Source organism: Erwinia sp. TECH1, assembly GCF_054057575.1.
The window spans coordinates 1-24,677 of record NZ_JBSRZK010000001.1 but is presented as its reverse complement, the minus strand read 5'-3'; the positions used below and the strand labels follow the sequence as shown (position 1 = coordinate 24,677).

At 56.4% G+C, this 24,677-nt stretch carries 16 protein-coding genes, 1 tRNA gene, 3 rRNA genes and 1 riboswitch; of the genes, 15 read left to right on the top strand and 5 right to left on the bottom strand.

The window, feature by feature from the left end:
- The first annotated feature begins 263 nt into the window (after positions 1 to 263).
- Positions 264 to 1,166: a methylenetetrahydrofolate reductase gene (gene metF / locus ACVWZ0_RS00100; RefSeq protein WP_253457115.1), complete on the top strand. Its 903-nt coding sequence runs from the start codon at positions 264 to 266 to the stop codon at positions 1,164 to 1,166.
- An 88-nt stretch (positions 1,167 to 1,254) separates the two neighbouring features.
- Positions 1,255 to 1,833, top strand: coding sequence for a hypothetical protein (locus ACVWZ0_RS00095; protein WP_253457119.1), 579 nt, complete (start codon positions 1,255 to 1,257; stop codon positions 1,831 to 1,833).
- A gap of 38 nt (positions 1,834 to 1,871) precedes the next feature.
- Here the strand turns inward: ACVWZ0_RS00095 and ppc are convergent, their stop codons facing one another.
- Entirely contained in the window at positions 1,872 to 4,523 is a 2,652-nt protein-coding gene (gene ppc, locus ACVWZ0_RS00090) for a phosphoenolpyruvate carboxylase (protein WP_253457121.1), read from the bottom strand.
- A gap of 237 nt (positions 4,524 to 4,760) precedes the next feature.
- Positions 4,761 to 5,912, bottom strand: a complete 1,152-nt coding sequence (argE, locus tag ACVWZ0_RS00085; RefSeq protein ID WP_253457124.1) for an acetylornithine deacetylase — start codon at positions 5,910 to 5,912, stop codon at positions 4,761 to 4,763.
- A gap of 171 nt (positions 5,913 to 6,083) precedes the next feature.
- Here argE and argC point away from each other — a divergent pair, with 171 nt between their 5' ends.
- The 4 genes from argC (at position 6,084) to argH (ending at position 10,567) form a co-directional block, all read left to right on the top strand.
- Complete coding sequence (gene argC / locus ACVWZ0_RS00080) at positions 6,084 to 7,088, top strand: N-acetyl-gamma-glutamyl-phosphate reductase (protein WP_253457127.1); 1,005 nt, start codon at positions 6,084 to 6,086, stop codon at positions 7,086 to 7,088.
- 15 nt (positions 7,089 to 7,103) lie between these two features.
- The gene (argB, locus tag ACVWZ0_RS00075) at positions 7,104 to 7,880 is read left to right on the top strand and encodes an acetylglutamate kinase (RefSeq protein ID WP_253457130.1); all 777 of its coding nucleotides are present in this window, start codon (positions 7,104 to 7,106) and stop codon (positions 7,878 to 7,880) included.
- A 19-nt stretch (positions 7,881 to 7,899) separates the two neighbouring features.
- Positions 7,900 to 9,114 carry an argininosuccinate synthase gene (locus tag ACVWZ0_RS00070; protein ID WP_125290558.1) on the top strand — a complete coding sequence of 405 codons (1,215 nt, stop codon included), beginning with the start codon at positions 7,900 to 7,902 and terminating at the stop codon, positions 9,112 to 9,114.
- A 79-nt stretch (positions 9,115 to 9,193) separates the two neighbouring features.
- Complete coding sequence (gene argH, locus ACVWZ0_RS00065) at positions 9,194 to 10,567, top strand: argininosuccinate lyase (protein ID WP_253457133.1); 1,374 nt, start codon at positions 9,194 to 9,196, stop codon at positions 10,565 to 10,567.
- A gap of 98 nt (positions 10,568 to 10,665) precedes the next feature.
- Here the strand turns inward: argH and ACVWZ0_RS00060 are convergent, their stop codons facing one another.
- Entirely contained in the window at positions 10,666 to 11,397 is a 732-nt protein-coding gene (locus ACVWZ0_RS00060) for a glutathione peroxidase (RefSeq protein ID WP_125290556.1), read from the bottom strand.
- A 135-nt stretch (positions 11,398 to 11,532) separates the two neighbouring features.
- Between ACVWZ0_RS00060 and oxyR the strand changes: the two genes are divergently transcribed.
- Positions 11,533 to 12,450 (top strand): DNA-binding transcriptional regulator OxyR, encoded by a 918-nt coding sequence (gene oxyR / locus ACVWZ0_RS00055; RefSeq protein ID WP_253457136.1) that lies wholly within the window; start codon positions 11,533 to 11,535, stop codon positions 12,448 to 12,450.
- Here the strand turns inward: oxyR and sthA are convergent.
- Positions 12,433 to 13,833 (bottom strand): Si-specific NAD(P)(+) transhydrogenase, encoded by a 1,401-nt coding sequence (gene sthA / locus ACVWZ0_RS00050; RefSeq protein ID WP_253457139.1) that lies wholly within the window; start codon positions 13,831 to 13,833, stop codon positions 12,433 to 12,435. The genes oxyR and sthA overlap by 18 nt on opposite strands.
- Before the next feature lie 193 nt (positions 13,834 to 14,026).
- Between sthA and fabR the strand changes: the two genes are divergently transcribed.
- A complete protein-coding gene (fabR, locus tag ACVWZ0_RS00045; protein ID WP_253457141.1) occupies positions 14,027 to 14,668 on the top strand; it encodes an HTH-type transcriptional repressor FabR in 642 nt (213 codons plus the stop codon).
- 9 nt (positions 14,669 to 14,677) lie between these two features.
- Positions 14,678 to 15,031: a YijD family membrane protein gene (locus ACVWZ0_RS00040; RefSeq protein ID WP_253457144.1), complete on the top strand. Its 354-nt coding sequence runs from the start codon at positions 14,678 to 14,680 to the stop codon at positions 15,029 to 15,031.
- Positions 15,032 to 15,081: 50 nt separating this feature from the next.
- Here ACVWZ0_RS00040 and trmA read toward each other — a convergent pair whose 3' ends face one another.
- Positions 15,082 to 16,182, bottom strand: a complete 1,101-nt coding sequence (gene trmA, locus ACVWZ0_RS00035; RefSeq protein WP_253457149.1) for a tRNA (uridine(54)-C5)-methyltransferase TrmA — start codon at positions 16,180 to 16,182, stop codon at positions 15,082 to 15,084.
- Between the two features lie 126 nt (positions 16,183 to 16,308).
- Positions 16,309 to 16,481: riboswitch (cobalamin riboswitch) on the top strand.
- 66 nt (positions 16,482 to 16,547) lie between these two features.
- On the opposite strand from trmA, the gene btuB reads away from it, so the two are divergent.
- From btuB to rrf, 6 genes are all read left to right on the top strand, one after another.
- On the top strand, positions 16,548 to 18,419 hold the full coding sequence (gene btuB / locus ACVWZ0_RS00030; RefSeq protein WP_253457152.1) for a TonB-dependent vitamin B12 receptor BtuB: 1,872 nt from the start codon (positions 16,548 to 16,550) through the stop codon (positions 18,417 to 18,419).
- Positions 18,364 to 19,215 carry a glutamate racemase gene (gene murI, locus ACVWZ0_RS00025; protein WP_253457155.1) on the top strand — a complete coding sequence of 284 codons (852 nt, stop codon included), beginning with the start codon at positions 18,364 to 18,366 and terminating at the stop codon, positions 19,213 to 19,215. The genes btuB and murI overlap by 56 nt, the downstream gene beginning before the upstream one ends.
- A gap of 405 nt (positions 19,216 to 19,620) precedes the next feature.
- A 16S ribosomal RNA gene (locus tag ACVWZ0_RS00020) occupies positions 19,621 to 21,162 on the top strand.
- 86 nt (positions 21,163 to 21,248) lie between these two features.
- Positions 21,249 to 21,323 (top strand) — tRNA-Glu (locus ACVWZ0_RS00015).
- 219 nt (positions 21,324 to 21,542) lie between these two features.
- Positions 21,543 to 24,449: ribosomal RNA gene (locus ACVWZ0_RS00010) — 23S ribosomal RNA — on the top strand.
- A gap of 106 nt (positions 24,450 to 24,555) precedes the next feature.
- Positions 24,556 to 24,671: ribosomal RNA gene (gene rrf, locus ACVWZ0_RS00005) — 5S ribosomal RNA — on the top strand.
- The 16S, 23S and 5S rRNA genes sit together here with 1 tRNA gene alongside, the layout of an rRNA operon.
- The last annotated feature ends 6 nt before the right edge of the window (positions 24,672 to 24,677 follow it).

Sequence of the window (24,677 nt, the reverse complement as noted above, 5' to 3'; positions counted from 1 at the left end):
TTCGGGGCCGTAAAGCGCGGCCCCGGCTTAAATGATAGCGCGTCATTTTTCTGTGCATTCAGCCCGATCGCGGCGGCCCTTTGATTTTCCTCACTTCTTTTTCCTGCATGAATTTCATTCAACTTTGTTGAGAATTTGTCACGCTGCGGCATCATTTATCTGTTGACGTAAAACTGCGCGATCCGTCATTTTGAATGTCTGGACGTCTAAACGTATAGAAGTTCAACGTGGGCCGTTTTCTTCCGCGATCGATGAGGTAAGCCATGAGTTTTTTCCACGCCAACCAGCGCGAAGCACTGAACCAGAGTCTGGCCGAACTGAACGGGCAGATTAACGTCTCGTTTGAGTTCTTTCCGCCGCGCAGCAGCGAAATGGAACAGACTTTGTGGCGCTCTATCGATCGTCTCGGCAGCCTGAAACCGAAATTTGTTTCGGTTACTTACGGCGCGAACTCCGGCGAGCGTGACCGTACCCACAGCATCATCAAAGGTATTAAGGATCGCACCGGGCTGGAAGCCGCGCCGCATTTAACCTGCATTGACGCCAGCCGCAGCGAGCTGCGCGCTATCGCTCAGGATTACTGGGACAGCGGCATCCGTCATATCGTGGCGCTGCGCGGGGATTTACCGCCGGGCGGCGGCAAGCCGGAAATGTACGGCGCGGATCTGGTGGCGCTGTTAAAGGAAGTGGGCGATTTTGATATCTCCGTTGCCGCCTATCCCGAGGTGCATCCGGAAGCCAAAAGCGCGCAGGCGGATTTGATCAACCTGAAGCGCAAAATTGATGCGGGCGCAAACCGGGCTATCACCCAGTTCTTTTTCGATGTGGAAAGCTATCTGCGCTTTCGCGACCGCTGCGTAACCGCCGGGATCGACGTGGAAATCGTGCCCGGCATTCTGCCGGTTTCCAACTTCAAACAGCTGCAGCGTTTTGCCACGCTGACCAACGTGCGCGTGCCGGGCTGGATGACCAGCATGTTCGCCGGGCTGGATGACGACCCGGAAACCCGCAAAATGGTGGGCGCCAACGTGGCGATGGATATGGTAAAAATCCTCAGCCGCGAAGGCGTGAAAGATTTCCATTTCTATACGCTGAACCGTGCGGAGATGAGCTACGCCATTTGCCACACGCTGGGCGTGCGCCCGGCGGTTGCCGTGCCGGCCTGATAAGTAAAAGCCAGCTGCGGCTTCGTTTACGCGAGGCGGCATTTTTTTTATGATACCTGTTTTCCAGGGCAGGAATCATGAAGAACCCATGCAAAACATTATCAGGGAAATAAAGCGGCTGGGGATAAAAGGCTGTTTACTGATGGCCTTTTTTACCGTAGTGCCTTTGGTGGCGATGGCGTACTGGTCTGCTCTTTCGCGCAACGTCTATCTGGCCGATCCAGATAGCGTTTTCTGGATAGCTGGCGAAGTCGGCGTAGGCGCCGCCTTAGTCATTACCTTAGTGGCCGTCATCTTTTTTCACCATCGCCTGACGCTGCGGCAGCTCCCTAAACTTTTTATCTGTAGCGCTTTTATGATCGGCGTGTTCTCGTTGCAGCTGCCCTCCGCTCTGGTTCGCTATCTTCCCCATCAAAGCAGTCAATATCTCACGGAGTATGACGTCTCTTTTCCCGGCCCGAGCCGGGGCAAATCGGGCCGTTGCGAAATGGGGCTGTGGCTTAAGGATCGTCACCTTAACCGCTGGATACAGTTTTGCAGCAGCAGGGCCTGGCTGGCTGAACATTGCGAAAGAGGCATGGACAGAATGGAAGTGGTGGAAGAGGTCAATAAGTATGGCGTCAGGGTCGTCAACTTCTGGTGCGCGTGGTCGCCCATTAAACCATAAAGGCGTTCATATCCGGCAGATATGAACGCCCTGTACCGCTAGCCCGTATTACGCATGCCCGCCGCGACGCCGGCTATTGTCACCATCAGCGCCTGCTCAACGCGCGGATCCGGCTCTTCACCATTGGTTTCCTGCAGGCGGGAGCGGTGCAGCAGCTCGGCCTGCAGTACGTTCAGCGGATCGGTATAAACGTTACGCAGCGCGATGGATTCGGCAATCCACGGCTGGTCGGCCATCAAATGCGCATCGTTGGCGATGGTCAGCACCGCTTTGATATCGGAATTCAGCTGGTCGCGCAGCTGCCTGCCCAGCGGCCACAGCGTCTGGTCCACCAGCCGCTGATCGTAATATTCCGCCAGCCAGAGATCGGCTTTGGAAAATACCATTTCCAGCATCCCCAGACGGGTGGAGAAGAACGGCCAGTTGCGGCACATCGCCTCCAGCTGATCCTGATGACCCGCCTGCATCGCTTTTTGCAGCGCCGCGCCCGCGCCCAGCCAGGCAGGCAGCATCAGGCGGTTCTGCGTCCAGGCGAAGATCCACGGTATCGCGCGCAGCGACTCGACGCCGCCACTGGGGCGCCGCTTGGCCGGACGGGAGCCCAGCGGCAGTTTGCCCAGCTCCTGTTCCGGCGTGGCCGACCGGAAATAGGGCACGAAGTCGGCGTTTTCACGCACGTAGCCGCGATACATCTCGCAGGAGTCGGCGGAAAGCTGATCCATAATGCCGCACCAGGCCGCTTCCGGTTCCGGCGGCGGCAGCAGGTTGGCTTCAAGGATGGCGCCGGTGTAAAGCGTCAGGCTGCTGATGGTGACTTCCGGCAGGCCGTATTTAAAGCGGATCATTTCGCCCTGCTCGGTCACGCGCAGGCCGCCTTTCAGGCTGCCCGGCGGCTGGGAAAGCAGCGCCGCGTGGGCCGGCGCGCCGCCACGGCCGATGGTGCCGCCGCGTCCGTGGAACAGCGTCAGCGCGATACCGGCTTTTTCGCAGGTTTTAATCAGCGCATCCTGGGCCTGATACTGGGCCCAGCTGGCGGCCATCACGCCCGCGTCTTTTGCCGAATCGGAGTAGCCAATCATCACCATCTGCTTGCCCTGGATAAAGCCGCGATACCAGCCGATATCCAGCAGCTGACGCATCACGTCGTTGGCGTTGTTCAGGTCGTCCAGGGTTTCAAACAGCGGCGCCACCGGCATGGCGAAAGGAATGCCCGCCTCTTTAAGCAGCAGATGCACCGCCAGCACGTCGGAAGGCGTTTTCGCCATTGAGATCACGTAAGCGGCAATGGAACCTTTCGGCACTTCCGCCGCCACGCGGCAGGTATCCAGCACCTCCTGCGTCTCGGCGCTCGGCTCCCACTGACGCGGCAGCAGCGGGCGTTTGGAACTCAGCTCGCTGATCAGAAACGCCTGTTTATCGGCTTCCGACCAGCTGGCGTAGTCGCCCAGGCCTAAATAGCGGGTGACTTCTGCAATAGCGTCGGTGTGGCGCGTGCTCTCCTGACGCAGATCGATGCGCACCAACGGCACGCCGAAGCACTTGATGCGGCGCAGCGTGTCCAGCAGCTGGCCGTTGGCGATAATCCCCATACCGCAGGCCTGCAACGACTGGTAGCAGGCGTAGAGCGGATCCCAAAGCTGTTCGTTGGCAATCAGCAGGTTATCGGGACGCGCAGGCCGCTCGCCCTTCAGGCGGCGCTCCAGATACGCCTGGGTCGCCAGCAGCTGGGCGCGCAGGTTTTTCATGATTTCGCGGTAAGGCTCCAGCGCCTCCGGGTTGCCGCACAGCTCGCGGACTTCCGGCGTACACTCCGACATCGACAGCTCGGAAACCAGCACGGCGATATCGCGCAGGAACAAATCGGTGGCTTTCCAGCGGCTTAGCTGCAGCACGTGGCGGGTGATTTTAGCCGTCACGTTCGGGTTGCCGTCGCGGTCGCCGCCCATCCAGGAGGTAAAGGTCACCGGCACAAAATCTACCGGCAGCTTAACGCCAAACGACGCCTCTACCTGCTCGTACAGCTCGCGCAGAAAGGCCGGGACGCCTTCCCACAGGCTGTTTTCCACCACCGCGAAGCCCCACTTGGCTTCATCGACCGGCGTCGGGCGATATTTACGGATTTCATCGGTATGCCAGGCCTGCGCAACCAGCTGGCGCAAACGACGCATAATCTGCGATCGGTCGTAGTCGGAAAGATCGTTGTGATCCAGCTGTTTCAGACAGCTGTTGACCTCGACCAGCTTGTGGATCAGCGTGCGGCGGGTGATCTCCGTCGGGTGTGCGGTCAGCACCAGCTCCAGAGAAAGCGATTCGATAGCCTCGCGAATTTTGGCTTCCGTCAGGTTGGGCTGCTGCTTCAGGCGCTCGAAGGTTTTCGCCAGCAGCTCCTGGTGATTGGCGCCTTCGCCCTTGGGCGATATGGTGTGGTACTGCTCGGCGACGTTGGTCAGGTTCAGAAACTGGCTGAAGGCGCGCGCCACCGGCAGCAGTTCGTCATTGGATAAATTTTGCAGCGTGGTAAGCAGCTCTTTACGGTGGGCGTCGTTTCCCGCGCGGGAAGACTTGGAGAGCTTACGGATGGTTTCCACCCGATCCAGGATGTTCTCGCCAAGCGCATCCTTAATCGTATCCCCGAGCAGTTTGCCGAGCATACTGACATTACTTCGCATTGCGGAATATTGTTCGTTCATATGACCCCTGACCGTTATTTTTATCACTCTCTACCGTCGCCGGTATAACATTGCCTTTTATCTAGCCACGTTCCCGTCCATCCGTCAATTGACTTAAACGTGTGCAAACCTGTCGCTAACTTGCGGTAATTTAAGAAATTTAACAGCGACGCAGCGAGATAAGTTATTCTTATCGAGAAACAAATGATAAAGCCGGGGTAAAAGGCCGTTTTACTGGCTAAATGCCCCGCTTTTCACTCAGTGATTGCAAAAATGCTGTACGACCTGCGTAATCAATTCGCGGGTAGGTTTAATAAAAGCGGTATCAAGATATTCATCCGGCTGGTGCGCCTGGTTAATCGAACCTGGCCCTAACACCAGCGTCGGGCACAGTTCCTGAATAAACGGCGCTTCGGTGCAGTAGTTCACGATGCTGGTTTCCGTGCCCAACAGCTTTTCCACCACTTTGACCAGCCGATGATCGGCCGGACATTCATAGCCGGGGATCGGCGGATGCAGCTGGCTGACGTTGACGCGGCCCGGCCAGCGTTCGCTGACGGGCGCCAGCGCCTCGTTAATCAAGCCTTCCAGCTCGTTCAGCGTCAGGCCCGGCAGCGGCCGCAGATCCATATGCAGATCGCAGCAGGCGCAAATGCGATTTGCCGCATCGCCGCCGCTGATATGGCCAAAGTTCATGGTGGGATAAGGAATGGCAAAACCGTCGTGACGATAGCGCGTTTTCAGCGTGTCGCGCAGCGCCATCAGCTGCGTGATGGACTCATGCATCAGCTCAATGGCGTTGACCCCGCGTGAAGGATCGCTGGAATGGCCCGACTGGCCTTCAATGCGGATCACGTTCGACATATGGCCTTTGTGCGCCCGTACCGGCTGTAGCGAGGTAGGCTCGCCGATAATGGCGCAGTCGGGCCGCACTGTGGCGTTTTCAGAGAAATATTTCGCGCCCGCCATCGTGGTTTCTTCATCGGCGGTCGCCAGCACGTAGAGCGGTTTCGCCAGCTTTTTCACGTCAACATCGCGCAGCGCATCAAGGATAAAGGCGAAGAAGCCTTTCATATCGGCGGTGCCCAGGCCATACAGCTTGTTATCGTGTTCGGTTAACGCAAAGGGATCGCGCGTCCAGCGACCATCGTCGAACGGCACGGTGTCGCTGTGACCAGCCAACAACAGGCCGCCAGCGCCGCTGCCGGTACGGGCCAGCATATTAAATTTATGGCGCGTGCCGGGAACCGGCTGCACTTCCACCTCAAAGCCAATATCGCGGAACCAGCCTGCCAGCAAACTGATTAAAGCTTCATTACTCTGATCCATCGCGCTGTCGGTGGCGCTGATGGACGGCGTGGCGATCAACTCACGGTAAAGCTCAATAAAAGGCGGTAATTTTGTCTTCACTGTTGACAGTCCTTGCGTTAGGATAGTATCAATATTCATGCATTAATAGTGAATAAAAATACATTAATGGCGTGGGGATGGAAACCAGATTTCCTGCATAACCGGCGCTAACCGCGTGGGAATACGGCATGAAGCCGTCACCCGAAACCCGAGACCGTTATAAGGTGTCCGATGTTAAATACGCTGATTGTTGGTGCCAGTGGCTATGCTGGCGTAGAGCTTGCGACCTACCTGAACCGTCACCCTCAGGTGAACATAACCGCTTTAGCGGTATCAGCGCAAAGCCCTGACGCCGGAAAATTGCTTTCCGATCTGCATCCGCAGCTGAAAGGCATCCTGGACATGCCGCTGCAGCCGCTGACAAGCGCGGCAGAGTTCGCCGACAAAGTGGACGTGGTGTTTCTGGCGACGGCGCACGAAGTCAGTCATGACCTGGCGCCTGAATTCCTGGCCGCCGGCTGCGTGGTGTTCGATCTGTCAGCCGCGTTCCGCGTCAACGAAGAGAGCTTCTTCACCGACTATTACGGCTTCCCGCATCAGCATAAAGCGTGGCTGGCAAAGGCCGTGTATGGCCTGGCCGAATGGCAGCAGAGCCAGCTAAAAGAAGCGCAGCTGATTGCCGTGCCGGGCTGCTATCCGACCGCCGCGCAGCTGGCGCTGAAGCCACTGATTGCGGCGGATCTGCTGAACGAAGCGCAGTGGCCGGTGATCAACGCCACCAGCGGCGTCAGCGGCGCAGGACGCAAAGCGTCCGTGACCACCAGTTTCTGCGAGGTCAGCCTGCAGCCTTATGGCATTTTCACCCATCGTCACCAGCCGGAAATCGCCGCGCATCTTGGCGTGCCGGTGATCTTCACGCCGCACCTGGGCAACTTCCCGCGCGGCATCCTGGCCACCACCACCTGTCGGCTGAAGGCGGGCGTAACGCGTGAAGACGTGGCGGAAGCGTTCCATAACGCCTATCACGATAAGCCGCTGGTGCGTGTCTATGATAAAGGCGTGCCGTCGATCAAAGGCGTGGTCGGCCTGCCGTTCTGCGATATCGGCTTTGCCGTGCAGGGCGAGCACGCGATTATCGTCTCAGCGGAAGATAACCTGCTGAAAGGCGCGTCGTCGCAGGCGGTGCAGTGTATGAATATTCGTTTCGGCTTCCCGGAAACGCAGTCGCTTATTTAATCAGTGAGAAAGCCCATGACCAATCCTTTAATTATTAAACTCGGCGGCGTGTTGCTGGATAGCGAAGAGGCGCTGGCGCGCCTGTTTGACGCACTGGTGGCGTACCGCGAAACCCATCAGCGCCCGCTGCTGATCGTTCACGGCGGCGGCTGCCTGGTCGACGAGCTGATGAAGAAGCTGGCGCTGCCGGTGAAAAAGAAAAACGGCCTGCGCGTCACGCCAGCCGATCAGATCGACATCATTACCGGCGCGCTGGCGGGCACCGCCAATAAAACGCTGCTGGCCTGGTCGAAAAAACACGGTATTGATGCCGTTGGCCTGTGCCTGGGCGACGGTGGCAGCGTCAACGTGGCGGCTTTTGATGAAGAGCTGGGCCACGTGGGCCAGGCGACGCCGGGCAATCCCAAACTCATTACTACGCTGCTGGAAGCAGGCTACCTGCCGGTGATCAGCTCTATCGGCATCACCGAAGACGGCAAGCTGATGAACGTCAACGCCGACCAGGCCGCCACCGCGCTGGCCTCGACGCTGGGTGCCGATCTGGTGCTGCTCTCCGACGTCAGCGGCATTCTGGACGGCAAAGGCCAGCGCATCGAAGAGATGACGACGGCGCTGGCGGAACAGCTGATCGCCCAGGGCATCATTACCGACGGCATGATTGTTAAAGTCAACGCCGCGCTGGATGCCGCCCGCACGCTGGGCCGTCCGGTCGATATCGCCAGCTGGCGTCATGCCGAACAGCTACCAACCCTATTTAACGGCGTGTCGATTGGCACCCGGATCCTCGCTTAACCGGTTCAAGGAAATGACAATGCAAGATAAAAGCATCAAAAAAATCGTTCTGGCTTACTCTGGCGGTCTGGATACCTCCGCGATTATTCCGTGGCTGAAAGAGAACTACGGCGGCTGTGAAGTGGTCGCCTTCGTGGCCGATATCGGCCAGGAGCGTGGCGATCTGGAAGGCGTTGAGCAGAAAGCGTTGCAGTCCGGCGCTTCCGAATGCCACGTAGTGGATCTGCGTGAAGAATTCATCAGCGATTACGTCTATCCCGTGCTGCAAACCGGCGCGCTGTATGAAGGTACTTATCTGCTGGGCACGTCGATGGCGCGCCCTATTATCGCCAAAGCGCAGGTTGAGCTGGCGCTGAAAGTCGGCGCGGATGCGCTGTGCCACGGCGCAACCGGTAAAGGCAACGACCAGGTGCGTTTCGAAACCACCTACACCGCGCTGGCCCCACAGCTGAAAGTGGTTGCGCCATGGCGCGAGTGGAACCTGCGTTCCCGTGAGGCGCTGCTCGACTATCTGAAAGAGCGCAACATCCCGACCACCGCGTCGCTGGAAAAAATCTACAGCCGTGATGAAAACGCCTGGCATATCTCTACCGAAGGCGGCGTGCTGGAAAGCCCGTGGAATGCGCCAAACAAAGACTGCTGGGTCTGGACTGTCGATCCGCTGGAAGCGCCGGACCAGCCTGAGCAGGTGACGGTATCCGTGGAGAAAGGCCGCGTGGTTGCCGTAAACGGCGAAGCGCTAAGCCCGTTCGGCTGCCTGGAAAAACTGAACGTTATCGGCGCGAAACACGGCGTGGGCCGTATCGATATCGTCGAAAACCGTCTGGTGGGCATCAAGTCTCGCGGCTGCTACGAAACCCCTGGCGGCACCATTATGGTCAACGCGCTGCGTGCGGTTGAGCAGCTGGTGCTGGATCGCGACAGCTTCAAATGGCGCGAACAGCTGGGCCACGAGATGTCCTACGTGGTTTACGACGGCCGCTGGTTCGCGCCGCTGCGTAAATCCATTCAGGCCGCTGCCGAATCGCTGGCGGAAGAAGTCAACGGCGAAGTGGTGCTGCAACTTTATAAAGGTCAGGTTACGGCGATCCAGAAAAAATCCGCTAACAGCCTCTATTCAGAAGAGTTTGCGACCTTCGGCGAAGATGAAGTGTACGACCATCGTCACGCGGGCGGCTTTATCCGTCTGTTCTCGCTCTCTTCACGCATTCGTGCGCTGAACGAGAAAAAGTAAGCCGGTATTTAGCCTGGCGAAATAAGGCGGCGCAGGCCGCCTTTTAAAGAAAACTCAACGAATTTAAGGGAGCACTGACATGGCACTTTGGGGTGGACGGTTTACTCAGGCAGCAGATCAACGTTTCAAACTGTTTAATGACTCGCTGCGCTTTGACTATCGTCTGGCAGAGCAGGACATTGTCGGGTCCGTAGCCTGGTCCAAAGCGCTGGTGACGGTCAATGTTCTGACTACAGAAGAGCAGCAGCAGCTGGAAACCGCGCTGAACGTGCTGCTTGAGGAAGTACGCGCTAATCCGCAGCAGATCCTGGAAAGCGATGCGGAAGATATTCACAGCTATGTTGAAGGCAGGCTGATTGAGAAAGTCGGCGCGCTCGGCAAAAAGCTGCATACCGGCCGCAGCCGTAACGATCAGGTCGCCACCGATCTGAAGCTCTGGTGCAAAGCGCAGATCGGCGAGCTGCTGATCGCCACGCGTCAGCTACAGCAGGCGCTGGTGGCCACGGCAGAAGCGAACCAGGACGCGGTCATGCCCGGCTACACCCATTTGCAGCGCGCGCAGCCGGTGACCTTTGCGCACTGGTGCCTGGCTTATGTCGAGATGCTGGCGCGGGATGAAAGCCGCCTGCAGGATACGCTGAAGCGTCTGGACGTCAGCCCGCTGGGCTGCGGCGCGCTGGCCGGCACGGCTTACGAGATCGACCGCGAGCAGCTGGCCGGCTGGCTGGGCTTTGCCTCCGCCACGCGCAACAGCCTGGACACCGTTTCCGACCGCGATCACGTGCTGGAGCTGCTTTCCGACGCCTCTATCGGCATGGTGCATCTTTCCCGCTTCGCCGAAGATCTGATTTTCTTCAATACTGGCGAGTCAGGCTTTGTCGAGCTGTCCGATAAGGTTACCTCCGGCTCTTCGCTGATGCCGCAGAAGAAAAACCCGGACGCGCTGGAGCTGATCCGCGGCAAGTGCGGCCGCGTGCAGGGCGCGCTGACCGGCATGATGATGACGCTGAAAGGCCTGCCGCTGGCCTACAACAAAGATATGCAGGAAGACAAAGAAGGCCTGTTCGACGCGCTGGACACCTGGTCCGACTGTCTGCATATGGCCGCGCTGGTGCTGGACGGCATTCAGGTGAAGCGTCCGCGCTGCCAGGAAGCGGCAGAGCAGGGCTACGCCAATGCGACCGAGCTGGCTGACTATCTGGTAGCTAAAGGCGTCCCGTTCCGCGAAGCGCATCATATCGTGGGCGAAGTCGTTGTGGCGGCAATTGGCAAAGGCGTGGCGCTGGAAGCGCTAAGGCTGGAAGAGCTGCAACAGTACAGCAAGGTGATTGGTGAAGACGTCTATCCAATCCTGTCGCTGCAATCCTGTCTGGACAAGCGTAATGCGAAGGGTGGCGTTTCGCCGCATCAGGTGTCGCTTGCGATTACCGACGCGAAAAATCGCCTGGCGTAAGCAAAAAAAAGGCGGGCATCAGGCCCGCCAACTAATTTCGACTTATATTTTTATTTTAGGCACATAAGAGGGCGGGCGATGGCTCGCCTTCTTAATTCTTAGGCTAAAAAGAACTGTTCCAGATCGTCGCTGCCGCCGATGTGGCGTCCGCCGATAAAGACCTGAGGAACGGTCGCACGGCCGGTTACAGCGCGCAGGCTGACGGTGGTGGCATCCTGGCCCAGCACGATTTCTTCGTACTGAATACCGCGATCCAACAGCATCTGCTTGGCTTTAGCGCAGAACGGGCAGCCCGGCTTGGTGAACAGGGACACGGACTCCTGCACCTTAAATTCCGGTGCCAGATAGCGCAGCATGGTGTCGGCATCAGACACTTCAAACGGGTCGCCCGGCTTGTTTGGCTCAACAAACATTTTCTCTACCACGCCGTTGCGAACCAGCATGGAGTAGCGCCATGAGCGCGGGCCAAAGCCCAGATCCGCTTTCTCGACCAGCATTTCCATGCCGCGAGTAAAATCGCCGTTGCCATCCGGGATAAAGGTAATGTTGTTAGCGTGCTGATCGGCTTTCCATGCGTTCATAACGAAGGTGTCATTGACCGATACACACAGAATATTGTCCACGCCATGTTTTTTGAAAACGTCTGACAGCTCGTTATAGCGTGGCAGATGGCTCGATGAACAGGTTGGCGTAAACGCGCCTGGCAAAGAGAACACGATGACAGTTTTGTCTTTAAACAGCTCATCAGTCGTGACGTCTACCCAGCTGTCGCCCTGACGCGTATGAAAAGTGACCTGCGGGACTGACTTACCTTCCTGACTTGCAAACATAAACTACCTCTTGATTAGGGGTAAAAGTGACTCATCTCTCGAACGGGTGACATTATTATCATCCGGGCTTGATAGGGCTAATCGTTGATTGCTATTCTATCTATCGCCATGAACTATCGTGGCTCGGAGGAAAAGATGAATATTCGCGATCTTGAGTATCTGGTAGCGTTGGCTGAACATCGGCATTTCCGACGGGCAGCTGATTCCTGCCACGTCAGTCAACCTACGCTCAGCGGTCAGATCCGCAAGCTGGAAGATGAACTGGGCGTTATGCTGTTAGAACGCACCAGCCGTAAAGTGCTTTTCACTCAGGCTGGCCTGTTGCTGGTCGACCAGGCGCGCACCGTGCTGCGCGAGGTCAAGGTGCTGAAAGAGATGGCCAGCCAGCAGGGCGAGGCGATGTCCGGACCGCTGCATATCGGGCTGATCCCGACCGTGGGACCTTATCTGCTGCCGCAGATTATCCCGACGCTGCACAAAACCTTTCCCAAGCTGGAGATGTATCTGCACGAGGCGCAAACGCAGCAGCTGCTGGCGCAGCTGGACAGCGGCAAGCTCGACTGCGCGATCCTGGCCCTGGTGAAAGAGTCAGAAGCCTTTATCGAGGTGCCGCTGTTTGATGAGCCGATGAAGCTGGCGATCTATCAGGATCATCCGTGGCACGACCGCGATCGCGTACCGATGTCGGATCTGTCTGGCGAGAAGCTGCTGATGCTGGAAGACGGCCACTGCCTGCGCGATCAGGCAATGGGCTTTTGCTTTCAGGCCGGGGCAGACGAAGACACGCATTTCCGCGCCACCAGCCTGGAAACGCTGCGTAATATGGTGGCGGCAGGCAGCGGCATCACGCTGCTGCCCGCGCTGGCGGTGCCGAAAGAGCGCGTGCGCGACGGCGTTTGCTATCTGCCGTGCTACAAGCCGGAACCGCAGCGCACCATCGCGCTGGTGTACCGGCCAGGCTCGCCGCTGCGCGGCCGCTATGAGCAGCTGGCAGAGGCGATCCGCACCCATATGCAGGGCTATATGAACAGCGCGTTAAAACAGGCGGTTTAACCCGTTCAGCGCGGCCACGCGGTAGGCTTCGGCCATGGTGGGATAGTTAAAGGTGGTATTCACGAAGTATTCAATCGTGTTGCCGCCGTTTTTCTGCTCCATGATGGCCTGGCCGATATGAATGATCTCGGCAGCGCGTTCGCCAAAGCAGTGGATCCCCAGGATCTCTTTGGTTTCACGGTGGAAAAGGATCTTCAGGCTGCCAACGTTCATCCCCACAATCTGCGCGCGCGCCAGATGCTTAAACTGCGCCCGACCCACTTCGTAAGGCACCTTCATCGCCGTCAGTTGCTGCTCCGTTTTGCCCACCGAACTGATTTCCGGAATGGTATAAATACCGGTTGGGATATCCTCAATCAGGTGCGCGTTCGCTTCGCCTTTCATCAGCGCCTGAGCGGCAATGCGGCCCTGATCGTAAGCGGCAGAAGCCAGGCTTGGATAGCCGATCACATCGCCTACGGCATAAATATGCGGCTGGGCGGTCTGATACATGCTGTTGACCTTCAGCAGGCCACGGCCGTCCGCCTCCAGCCCGACGTTTTCCAGCCCCAGCGCATCGGTATTCCCGGTACGGCCGTTGGCGTACAGCAGGCAGTCGGCCTTCACTTTTTTGCCGGACTTCAGATGCATGATCACGCCGTCGCTGACGCCTTCGATTTTCTCGAACTCTTCGTTATGGCGGATAACCACGCCGCTGTTCCAGAAATGGTAGGAAAGCGAATCTGAGATTTCCTGATCGAGAAACGCCAGCAGATGATCGCGCGTGTTGATTAAATCAACTTTTACGTTCAGTCCACGGAAGATAGAAGCATATTCGCAGCCGATCACGCCCGCGCCATAAATAATCACGTGGCCAGGTTCATGATGCAGATTAAGAATGGAATCGCTGTCGTAAATGCGCGGATGGGTAAAGTCCACGTCTACCGGATGATAAGGACGCGAGCCGCAGGCGATAACAAATTTCTCAGCGGTCAGTCTTTCCACGCTGCCGTCGTGCGTAACGATTTCGATAGTGTTGGCGTCAACGAAACGGGCGTCGCCCTGATACAGTTCGCAGCGGTTGCGCTCGTAAAAGCCCTGACGCATCCGCGTTTGCTGACTGATAACGTTTTCCGTATGGTTCAGAATGTCAGCAAAAGAAGAGCGCAGCAGGCGGGTGTGATCGCTGTAAAGCGGATTCTGGTTAAATTCGATAATGCGGCTGACGGCGTGGCGGAGTGCTTTTGATGGAATGGTTCCCCAATGGGTACAACCGCCGCCGATATTGTGATAACGCTCGATAACGGCAATGCGCGCGCCCTGTTTAACCAGGCCCATCGCCGCGCCTTCGCCGCCAGGACCGGAACCAATCACGATGGCGTCGTAATCATAAGACTGTTGCATACCAATACGTCCTATATTCTTATACAAATTTTCAACTTTATTCTAACATCTCGTGAGCGGGTTCCCAATTTTAACTGTTCAATTTGCCATTTATTGACAAAGCGGAAGGTTAACAGGCGTACACAAAGTTGATACCGCTGTACGCTGAAAAGTTTGATATAGTGCAAATCTGGCAGGCAAAACAGGCACAAACATGGGCGTCAGAGCGCAGCAAAAAGAACGGACACGGCGTTCGCTGATCGAAGCGGCATTCAGCCAACTGAGTGCCGAGCGGAGTTTTGCCAGCCTGAGCCTGCGGGAAGTCGCCAGGGAAGCGGGCATCGCGCCGACTTCCTTTTATCGTCATTTTCGCGATGTTGACGAGCTTGGGCTGACAATGGTGGATGAGAGCGGCCTGATGCTACGCCAGCTGATGCGCCAGGCGCGTCAGCGTATCGCTAAAGGCGGCAGCGTCATCCGCACCTCGGTGTCCACATTTATGGAATTCATCGGCAATAATCCCAACGCTTTCCGCCTGCTGTTGCGTGAACGCTCCGGCACGTCGGCCGCGTTTCGCGCCGCGGTAGCCCGTGAAATCCAGCATTTTATCGCCGAGCTGGCGGACTATCTTGAAGTTGAAAATCGTATGCCGCGCAGCTTTACCGAAGCGCAGGCGGAGGCGATGGTTATTATTGTCTTTAACGCCGGGGCCGAGGCGCTGGATATCGACGTGGCGCAGCGACGCCAGCTGGAAGAGCGGCTGGTGTTGCAGCTACGGATGATCTCTAAAGGCGCTTACTACTGGTATCGACGCGAACAGGAGCGGCTGGCGGTGTCGCCAGGCGCCCATGATTAGGAGAGTGAGATGAGTTTAGCGACTGGCCGGGACAAGGGTACGCTGCTGCTGGCCTTTCTGACCGGGCTATCCATTAACGGCTCGTTTTCGGTGCTGTTCAGTTCGATAGTGCCGTTTTCCGTTTTCCCGCTTATCGCGCTGGGCCTTTCCGCCTGGTGCCTGCATCAGCGCTATCTTAACCGCGCGATGCCGGACGGCATGCCTTCTCTCGCCGCTGCGTTTTTCCTGCTCGGCATCCTGGTTTACAGCGCTATCGTCCGCGCGGAATATCCTGAAATCGGTTCTAACTTCGTGCAGACTATTTTGATGGTTGCGCTAATTTTCTGGATTGGCCTGAAGCTGCGGGCGCGCAGAGGCGGCTAACGCCCGACGGTGCAATAAAAAGAGCGATGCCTGGCATCGCTCTTTTGCGTTTAGCGCCGCGTCAGCAGAACGCCGCACTCCATATGATGGGTATAGGGGAACTGGTCAAACAGCGCCAGCCGTTCAACGTCATGGGTGGCGGAAAGCGTAGCCAGATTGTCGCACAGCGTCTGCGGGTTGCAGGAGATATAAAGGATGCGCGGGTAAGCCTGCACCATTTTTACCGTCTCTTCATCCAGCCCGCTACGCGGCGGATCGACAAAGATAGTCTCGCACTCGTAGCTGCTGAGATCGATGCCTTCCAGACGGTTAAACTGGCGCGTGCCGTTCATCGCCTGGGTAAACTCTTCTGCCGCCATGCGGATAATCTGCACGTTTTCAATATTGTTGACGGCAATATTGTACTGGGCGGAAGCGACCGACGGTTTGGCGATCTCCGTAGCCAGCACGCGACGGAAATTGCGTGCCAGCGCTAAAGAGAAGTTGCCGTTGCCGCAGTAGAGTTCCAGCAAATCGCCGCTGGCGTCTTTTGTCACGTCCAGCGCCCACTCCAGCATTTTAATGTTCATCGCCGCGTTCGGCTGGGTAAAGCTGTTCTCTACCTGACGATAGATCAGCTCTTTTCCGGCTACCGGTAAACGCTCGTCCACAAAATCCCGATCCAGGCAGATTTTGGTTTTAGTGGCGCGGCCAATCAGATGCAGATCGAAGCCTTCCGCACGCAGCTCGTCACGCAGCGCCGTGGCCGCCTGCTGCCATTCATCCGTCAGCGCGCGATGGTAAAGCATGGAAACCACAATCTGCTTGCTCAGCGTGGAGAGATAATCAATCTGGAACAGCTTATGGCGCAGCACCGGCTTATCGCGCACGGCGTCAATCAGGCGAGGCATCAGCTGATTGATCAGTTCACTGGCCGCCGGAAAGCTGTCGACGCGGATACGCTGGCGCGTCTGCTGGTCAAAAATAATATGGTAGAGGTCGTCGCCGTCGTGCCAGATCCGGAACTCAGCGCGCATACGGTAGTGGCTGACTGGCGAACGGAAAACTTCGACATCCTGTGCGGTAAAAGGAACCATCAGCGTTTGCAGACGGGCTACTTTCTCTTCCAGTTGGGCATCGTAGTGTTCGATCGGCAGCTGTTCGGGAGTCATGGTCATTCCTGGGTTAAGGGCCTTAAAAGCCCTGCGATTGTAGGCATCCGCCGCGTAATGTCCAGCGTTGTCCGGTGCTGGCATCGTTTGGATGCGCGGGCGTCTGGAATTCTGTATGGGTTAACCATAAAATGCGCTGCCGGCCTTTCAATAAGTTAAAAGGGAATCCAGTGCAAAGCTGGAGCTGACGCGCAGCGGTATGGAATGTCGTCGTGGGTGCCTGACACTGTCTTTGGATGGGAAGTCTGCACCGTTTCATGATTCCGAGCCCGAAGACCTGCCGGTGATTACGTCGCAACTCCTACGAGCGCGTTCTTTCTCGTATGCCTGCGGCATCTGCATGATCTACCGGATGCTCTGACACCATGATAACGAAACCGAAGCTGTTCGCCTTCAGCACTACGGCACTTTCCCTCTGGGCGCAATATGGCTTTGCGCAGGATGCCGACAGCACGTTGGTCACCACCGCAAACCGTTTTGCACAACCCGTTTCCTCCGTGCTTGCGCCCACCACGGTCGTCACGCGCGAGGAGATAGATCGCTGGCAGTCGAAAAGCGTTGCCGATGTGATGCGTCGGCTGCCGGGCGTGGATATCGCGCGCAACGGTGGGCTGGGGCAGCAAACCTCGCTGTTTATTCGCGGCACCAACTCCAGCCACGTGCTGGTGCTGATTGACGGCATTCGCCTGAATCAGGCCGGCATCAGCGGCTCTTCCGACCTCAGCCAAATCCCGATCTCGCTGGTGCAGCGTATTGAATACGTGCGCGGCGCGCGCTCGGCCGTTTATGGCTCTGATGCGATTGGCGGCGTGGTTAACATTATTACCGGGCGGGAAAAACCGGGCACGACCTTAACGGCCGGAGTCGGTTCAAACGGCTATCAGGCTTATGACGGCGCCACGCAACAGATGCTGGGGGAAAACACGCGTGTGACCCTGGCGGGTAACTATACCTATACCAAAGGGTATGATGTGGTGGCGAACTATCCGGATGCTTCAGGCAACGAGCGGCAGAAAGATCGCGATGGCTTTATGAGCAAAACGCTTTACGGCGCGATTGAACAGCAGATCAATGACGAGTTCAGCGGTTTCGTGCGCGGCTACGGCTACGACAACCGCACGGCCTACGATGGCTACTCTACCTATGTTAAGCCGGATACCTATGTCGATACGCGTCAGCTTTACAGCCAGACGTGGGATGGCGGCCTGCGCTTCAATAACGGGCTTTACTCTTCTCAGCTTGTCGCCAGCTATAGCCACTCTAAAGATTACAACTACAGCCCAGGCCTGGGACGGTATGACGGATCCGCTACGTTAGACGACTCGCAGCAGTACAATCTGCAATGGGGCAATAACATTGTGGTAGGCAACGGCAGCGTTAGCGGCGGCGTCGACTGGCAGAAGCAAACCATCGAGCCCGGCACGGCCTACGTTACCGACAGCCACGAAGTAACAAATACCGGCCTTTATGCAACAGCCCAGCAGGCGTTCGGTTCACTGACGCTGGAAGGCGCGGTGCGCGGCGACGATCATGCCGAGTTTGGCTGGCATAACACCTGGCAAACCAGCGGCGCATGGGAGTTCGCAGAAGGCTATCGCGTTATCGCCAGCTATGGAACGGCCTTTAAGGCGCCAACCATCGGCCAGCTTTACGGCTCCTTTGGCGGCAACAGCGATCTCGATCCGGAGCAAAGCAAGCAGTGGGAAGGGGGCTTCGAAGGCCTGACCGGCCCGGTTACCTGGCACGTGTCGGGCTATCGCAACGATATCGATAGTCTGATCGACTACAGCAACGTAACCAGCAGCTACTACAACGTGAATAAAGCCACGATTAAAGGCGTGGAAACCACGGCGTCGTTTGATACCGGCCCCGTCAGCCACACGCTTTCCTATGACTATACGGATGCGCGTAACGGTGAAACCAACGAAATCCTCTTGCGTCGCGCCAAACAGCAGGTGAAGTATCAGCTTGATTACACCCTGTATGCCTTCGACTGGTCGCTCAGCTATCAATATCTGGGCCAGCGCTACGATAAAGAGTATTCACAGGATGTCAGCGGCAAAATTGTGAAGCTTGGCGGCGTCAGCTTATGGGATCTCGCGGTTTCGTATCCGGTCACATCCCGGCTGACCGTTCGTGGTAGAATAGCCAACCTGTTTGATAAAGATTACGAGACAGTTTATGGCTATCAAACTCCAGGAAGGGAGTATTACCTCAGCGGCAGCTACACCTTCTAATCCGCGACCCACCGTGCTGGTGTTTGATTCCGGCGTCGGTGGGCTTTCCGTCTGCGAAGAGATCCGGCAGCTGCTGCCGGATCTGCACTATATCTACACCTTTGATAACGTTGCCTTCCCCTACGGTGAAAAAAGCGAAGCTTTTATTGTTGAACGCGTGCTTGAAATCGTGACCGCCGTTACGCGTCTGTATCCGCTGTCGCTGGTAGTTATCGCCTGTAACTCGGCCAGCACCGTTACGCTTCCCTCCCTGCGCGAACGTTTCAGTTTTCCTGTCGTCGGCGTGGTGCCGGCAATTAAACCCGCTGCGCGCTTAACGCGTAACGGCGTAGTCGGCCTGCTGGCGACGCGAGGGACGGTAAAGCGTCCTTATACCCATGAGCTGGTTAAGCGCTTCGCCGGTGAATGCAAAACGGAAATGCTGGGTTCCGCAGAGCTGGTGGAGCTGGCGGAAGCCAAGCTGCAGGGTAAAGAGGTGCCGCTGGAGCAGGTAAGACAGATCCTGCAACCCTGGCTGCGGATGAAAGAACCGCCCGATACGGTGGTGCTCGGCTGCACGCACTTCCCTTTATTGGCGGATGAACTGCAACAGGTATTGCCTGAAGGGACGCGATTAATCGACTCCGGCGCGGCTATCGCGCGTCGCACCGTCTGGCTGCTGGAAAATGAGTCGCCAAAAGTCTTCTCCGAAGAAAGTAATCTGGCCTTTTGTCTGGCAATGACGGAGCAGGCAGTACAATTAATGCCCGTTTTACGGCGTTATGGCTTCGAAAAGCTCGAAAAACTGGCGCTTTAGCCCGGCTTTGCATAAAAAAACAACGGTCGGAAAATTTTTTAAAAATAGGGGTTGTCAGCCGTCAGAAACTCCCTATAATGCGCCTCCACTGACACGGAACAACGGCCTGACGGTCACCGGGTCAGAAGGTTCAGGAAGCTGAATCGCCGGAGAAAACTTCTGAAAAAGTGGTTGACTCTGAAGGAGGAAAGCGTAATATACGCCACCTCGCGGCAGGAAGCGAAAGCACTGGCCGCAACGCTCTTTAACAATTTATCAGACAATCTGTGTGGGCACTCGCAGGATTGATATCAAGCGTCTCCGGACGCAAAAAAATATCAAGTCTTAAGAGTGAACACATAATGAAATTCATTATGACGTTTTACACTTGAGCATCGCTGCACTTGTTGCAGCAAATCGAACTTTTAATTGAAGAGTTTGATCATGGCTCAGATTGAACGCTGGCGGCAGGCCTAACACATGCAAGTCGAACGGTAGCACAGAGAAGCTTGCTTCTTGGGTGACGAGTGGCGGACGGGTGAGTAATGTCTGGGAAACTGCCCGATGGAGGGGGATAACTACTGGAAACGGTAGCTAATACCGCATAACGTCTTCGGACCAAAGTGGGGGACCTTCGGGCCTCACGCCATCGGATGTGCCCAGATGGGATTAGCTAGTAGGTGGGGTAACGGCTCACCTAGGCGACGATCCCTAGCTGGTCTGAGAGGATGACCAGCCACACTGGAACTGAGACACGGTCCAGACTCCTACGGGAGGCAGCAGTGGGGAATATTGCACAATGGGCGCAAGCCTGATGCAGCCATGCCGCGTGTATGAAGAAGGCCTTCGGGTTGTAAAGTACTTTCAGCGGGGAGGAAGGCGATGCGGTTAATAACCGCGTCGATTGACGTTACCCGCAGAAGAAGCACCGGCTAACTCCGTGCCAGCAGCCGCGGTAATACGGAGGGTGCAAGCGTTAATCGGAATTACTGGGCGTAAAGCGCACGCAGGCGGTCTGTCAAGTCAGATGTGAAATCCCCGGGCTTAACCTGGGAACTGCATTTGAAACTGGCAGGCTAGAGTCTTGTAGAGGGGGGTAGAATTCCAGGTGTAGCGGTGAAATGCGTAGAGATCTGGAGGAATACCGGTGGCGAAGGCGGCCCCCTGGACAAAGACTGACGCTCAGGTGCGAAAGCGTGGGGAGCAAACAGGATTAGATACCCTGGTAGTCCACGCCGTAAACGATGTCGACTTGGAGGCTGTTCCCTTGAGGAGTGGCTTCCGGAGCTAACGCGTTAAGTCGACCGCCTGGGGAGTACGGCCGCAAGGTTAAAACTCAAATGAATTGACGGGGGCCCGCACAAGCGGTGGAGCATGTGGTTTAATTCGATGCAACGCGAAGAACCTTACCTGGCCTTGACATCCACGGAATTCGGCAGAGATGCCTTAGTGCCTTCGGGAACCGTGAGACAGGTGCTGCATGGCTGTCGTCAGCTCGTGTTGTGAAATGTTGGGTTAAGTCCCGCAACGAGCGCAACCCTTATCCTTTGTTGCCAGCGATTCGGTCGGGAACTCAAAGGAGACTGCCGGTGATAAACCGGAGGAAGGTGGGGATGACGTCAAGTCATCATGGCCCTTACGGCCAGGGCTACACACGTGCTACAATGGCGCATACAAAGAGAAGCGAACTCGCGAGAGCAAGCGGACCTCATAAAGTGCGTCGTAGTCCGGATCGGAGTCTGCAACTCGACTCCGTGAAGTCGGAATCGCTAGTAATCGTGGATCAGAATGCCACGGTGAATACGTTCCCGGGCCTTGTACACACCGCCCGTCACACCATGGGAGTGGGTTGCAAAAGAAGTAGGTAGCTTAACCTTCGGGAGGGCGCTTACCACTTTGTGATTCATGACTGGGGTGAAGTCGTAACAAGGTAACCGTAGGGGAACCTGCGGTTGGATCACCTCCTTACCTGAAGATACCTTCGTGCGCAGTGCTCACACAGATTGTCTGATAGAAACGTTAGAGCAAGACGGCTGCGAAGCCGACACGACAGTGTCCCCTTCGTCTAGCGGTTAGGACTCCGCCCTTTCACGGCGGCAACAGGGGTTCGAATCCCCTAGGGGACGCCACTTGCTTGGTGACAGGTGAAAGGTGTCTCCACGAAGTATCTCAAAACTGACTTCACAGTCACGTTTGAGATATTTGCTCTTTAACAATCCGGAACAAGCTGAAAATTGAAACGACATGTCGTTTTCATTCTCCGTAATAAGAATGAAATTAACGATATGTTCGAGTCTCTCAAATGCTTGCAGCTGACAACCGTCTTTCGGGACGCTTGTGGGTTGTGAGGTTAAGTGACTAAGCGTACACGGTGGATGCCCTGGCAGTCAGAGGCGATGAAGGGCGTGCTAATCTGCGATAAGCGTCGGTAAGGTGATATGAACCGCAATAACCGACGATACCCGAATGGGGAAACCCGGTGCACTTGTGCATCATTGCAGCATGAATACATAGTGCTGCAAGGCGAACCTGGGGAACTGAAACATCTAAGTACCCAGAGGAAAAGAAATCAACCGAGATTCCCCCAGTAGCGGCGAGCGAACGGGGAACAGCCCGGAACCATCATCAGTTTGTGTGTCAGTGGAAGCGTCTGGAAAGTCGCAGGGTACAGGGTGATACTCCCGTACACAAAGGCATGCTTATTGTGGGTTCGAAGAGTAGGGCGGGACACGTGATATCCTGTCTGAAGATGGGGGGACCATCCTCCAAGGCTAAATACTCCTGACTGACCGATAGTGAACCAGTACCGTGAGGGAAAGGCGAAAAGAACCCCGGCGAGGGGAGTGAAACAGAACCTGAAACCGTGTACGTACAAGCAGTGGGAGCCTTCTTTATGGGGGTGACTGCGTACCTTTTGTATAATGGGTCAGCGACTTATATTCTGTAGCAAGGTTAACCGTATAGGGGAGCCGCAGGGAAACCGAGTCTTAACTGGGCGTTAAGTTGCAGGGTATAGACCCGAAACCCGGTGATCTAGCCATGGGCAGGTTGAAGGTTGGGTAACACTAACTGGAGGACCGAACCGACTAATGTTGAAAAATTAGCGGATGACCTGTGGCTGGGGGTGAAAGGCCAATCAAACCGGGAGATAGCTGGTTCTCCCCGAAAGCTATTTAGGTAGCGCCTCGTGAACTCATCTTCGGGGGTAGAGCACTGTTTCGGCTAGGGGGCCATCCCGGCTTACCAACCCGATGCAAACTGCGAATACCGAAGAATGTTATCACGGGAGACACACGGCGGGTGCTAACGTCCGTCGTGAAGAGGGAAACAACCCAGACCGCCAGCTAAGGTCCCAAAGTCATGGTTAAGTGGGAAACGATGTGGGAAGGCACAGACAGCCAGGATGTTGGCTTAGAAGCAGCCATCATTTAAAGAAAGCGTAATAGCTCACTGGTCGAGTCGGCCTGCGCGGAAGATGTAACGGGGCTAAACCATGCACCGAAGCTGCGGCAGCGACGCGAATGCGTTGTTGGGTAGGGGAGCGTTCTGTAAGCCGTCGAAGGTGGACTGTGAGGTCTGCTGGAGGTATCAGAAGTGCGAATGCTGACATAAGTAACGATAAAGCGGGTGAAAAGCCCGCTCGCCGGAAGACCAAGGGTTCCTGTCCAACGTTAATCGGGGCAGGGTGAGTCGACCCCTAAGGCGAGGCCGAAAGGCGTAGTCGATGGGAAACAGGTTAATATTCCTGTACTCGGTGTTACTGCGAAGGGGGGACGGAGAAGGCTATGTTGGCCGGGCGACGGTTGTCCCGGTTTAAGCGTGTAGGCTTGTGTTCCAGGCAAATCCGGAACACTTCAAGGCTGAGGCGTGACGACGAGGCACTACGGTGCTGAAGCAACAGATGCCCTGCTTCCAGGAAAAGCCTCTAAGCTCCAGGTAACACGGAATCGTACCCCAAACCGACACAGGTGGTCAGGTAGAGAATACCAAGGCGCTTGAGAGAACTCGGGTGAAGGAACTAGGCAAAATGGTGCCGTAACTTCGGGAGAAGGCACGCTGGCGCGTAGGTGGAGGGACTTGCTCCCCGAGCCGAGGCCAGTCGAAGATACCAGCTGGCTGCAACTGTTTATTAAAAACACAGCACTGTGCAAACACGAAAGTGGACGTATACGGTGTGACGCCTGCCCGGTGCCGGAAGGTTAATTGATGGGGTTATCCGCAAGGAGAAGCTCTTGATCGAAGCCCCGGTAAACGGCGGCCGTAACTATAACGGTCCTAAGGTAGCGAAATTCCTTGTCGGGTAAGTTCCGACCTGCACGAATGGCGTAATGATGGCCAGGCTGTCTCCACCCGAGACTCAGTGAAATTGAAATCGCTGTGAAGATGCAGTGTACCCGCGGCAAGACGGAAAGACCCCGTGAACCTTTACTACAGCTTGACACTGAACACTGGTCCTTGATGTGCAGGATAGGTGGGAGGCTTCGAAGCGTGGACGCCAGTCCGCGTGGAGCCGTCCTTGAAATACCACCCTTTAATGGCTGGTGTTCTAACGTGGCCCCGTAATCCGGGGTGCGGACAGTGTCTGGTGGGTAGTTTGACTGGGGCGGTCTCCTCCCAAAGAGTAACGGAGGAGCACGAAGGTCAGCTAATCACGGTCGGACATCGTGAGGTTAGTGCAATGGCATAAGCTGGCTTGACTGCGAGAGTGACGGCTCGAGCAGGTGCGAAAGCAGGTCATAGTGATCCGGTGGTTCTGTATGGAAGGGCCATCGCTCAACGGATAAAAGGTACTCCGGGGATAACAGGCTGATACCGCCCAAGAGTTCATATCGACGGCGGTGTTTGGCACCTCGATGTCGGCTCATCACATCCTGGGGCTGAAGTAGGTCCCAAGGGTACGGCTGTTCGCCGTTTAAAGTGGTACGCGAGCTGGGTTTAGAACGTCGTGAGACAGTTCGGTCCCTATCTGCCGTGGGCGCTGGAGAATTGAGAGGGGTTGCTCCTAGTACGAGAGGACCGGAGTGAACGCACCGCTGGTGTTCGGGTTGTCATGCCAATGGCACTGCCCGGTAGCTAAGTGCGGAAAAGATAAGCGCTGAAAGCATCTAAGCGCGAAACTTGCCTCGAGATGAGTTCTCCCTGTGGCTTTAAGCCACCTGAAGGGACGTTGAAGACGACGACGTTGATAGGCCGGGTGTGTAAGCGCAGCGATGCGTTGAGCTAACCGGTACTAATGACCCGTGAGGCTTAACCTTACAACGCCAGAAGCGTTCTGGCGGGCGTCTGAGAGACGCAGACAATTTTCAGCCTGTTCACGGATAAACCCGCGCGGCCTCAGGGCGGCGTGGGAAACAGAATTTGCCTGGCGGCTTTAGCGCGGTGGTCCCACCTGACCCCATGCCGAACTCAGAAGTGAAACGCCGTAGCGCCGATGGTAGTGTGGGGCCTCCCCATGCGAGAGTAGGGAACTGCCAGGCATCAAG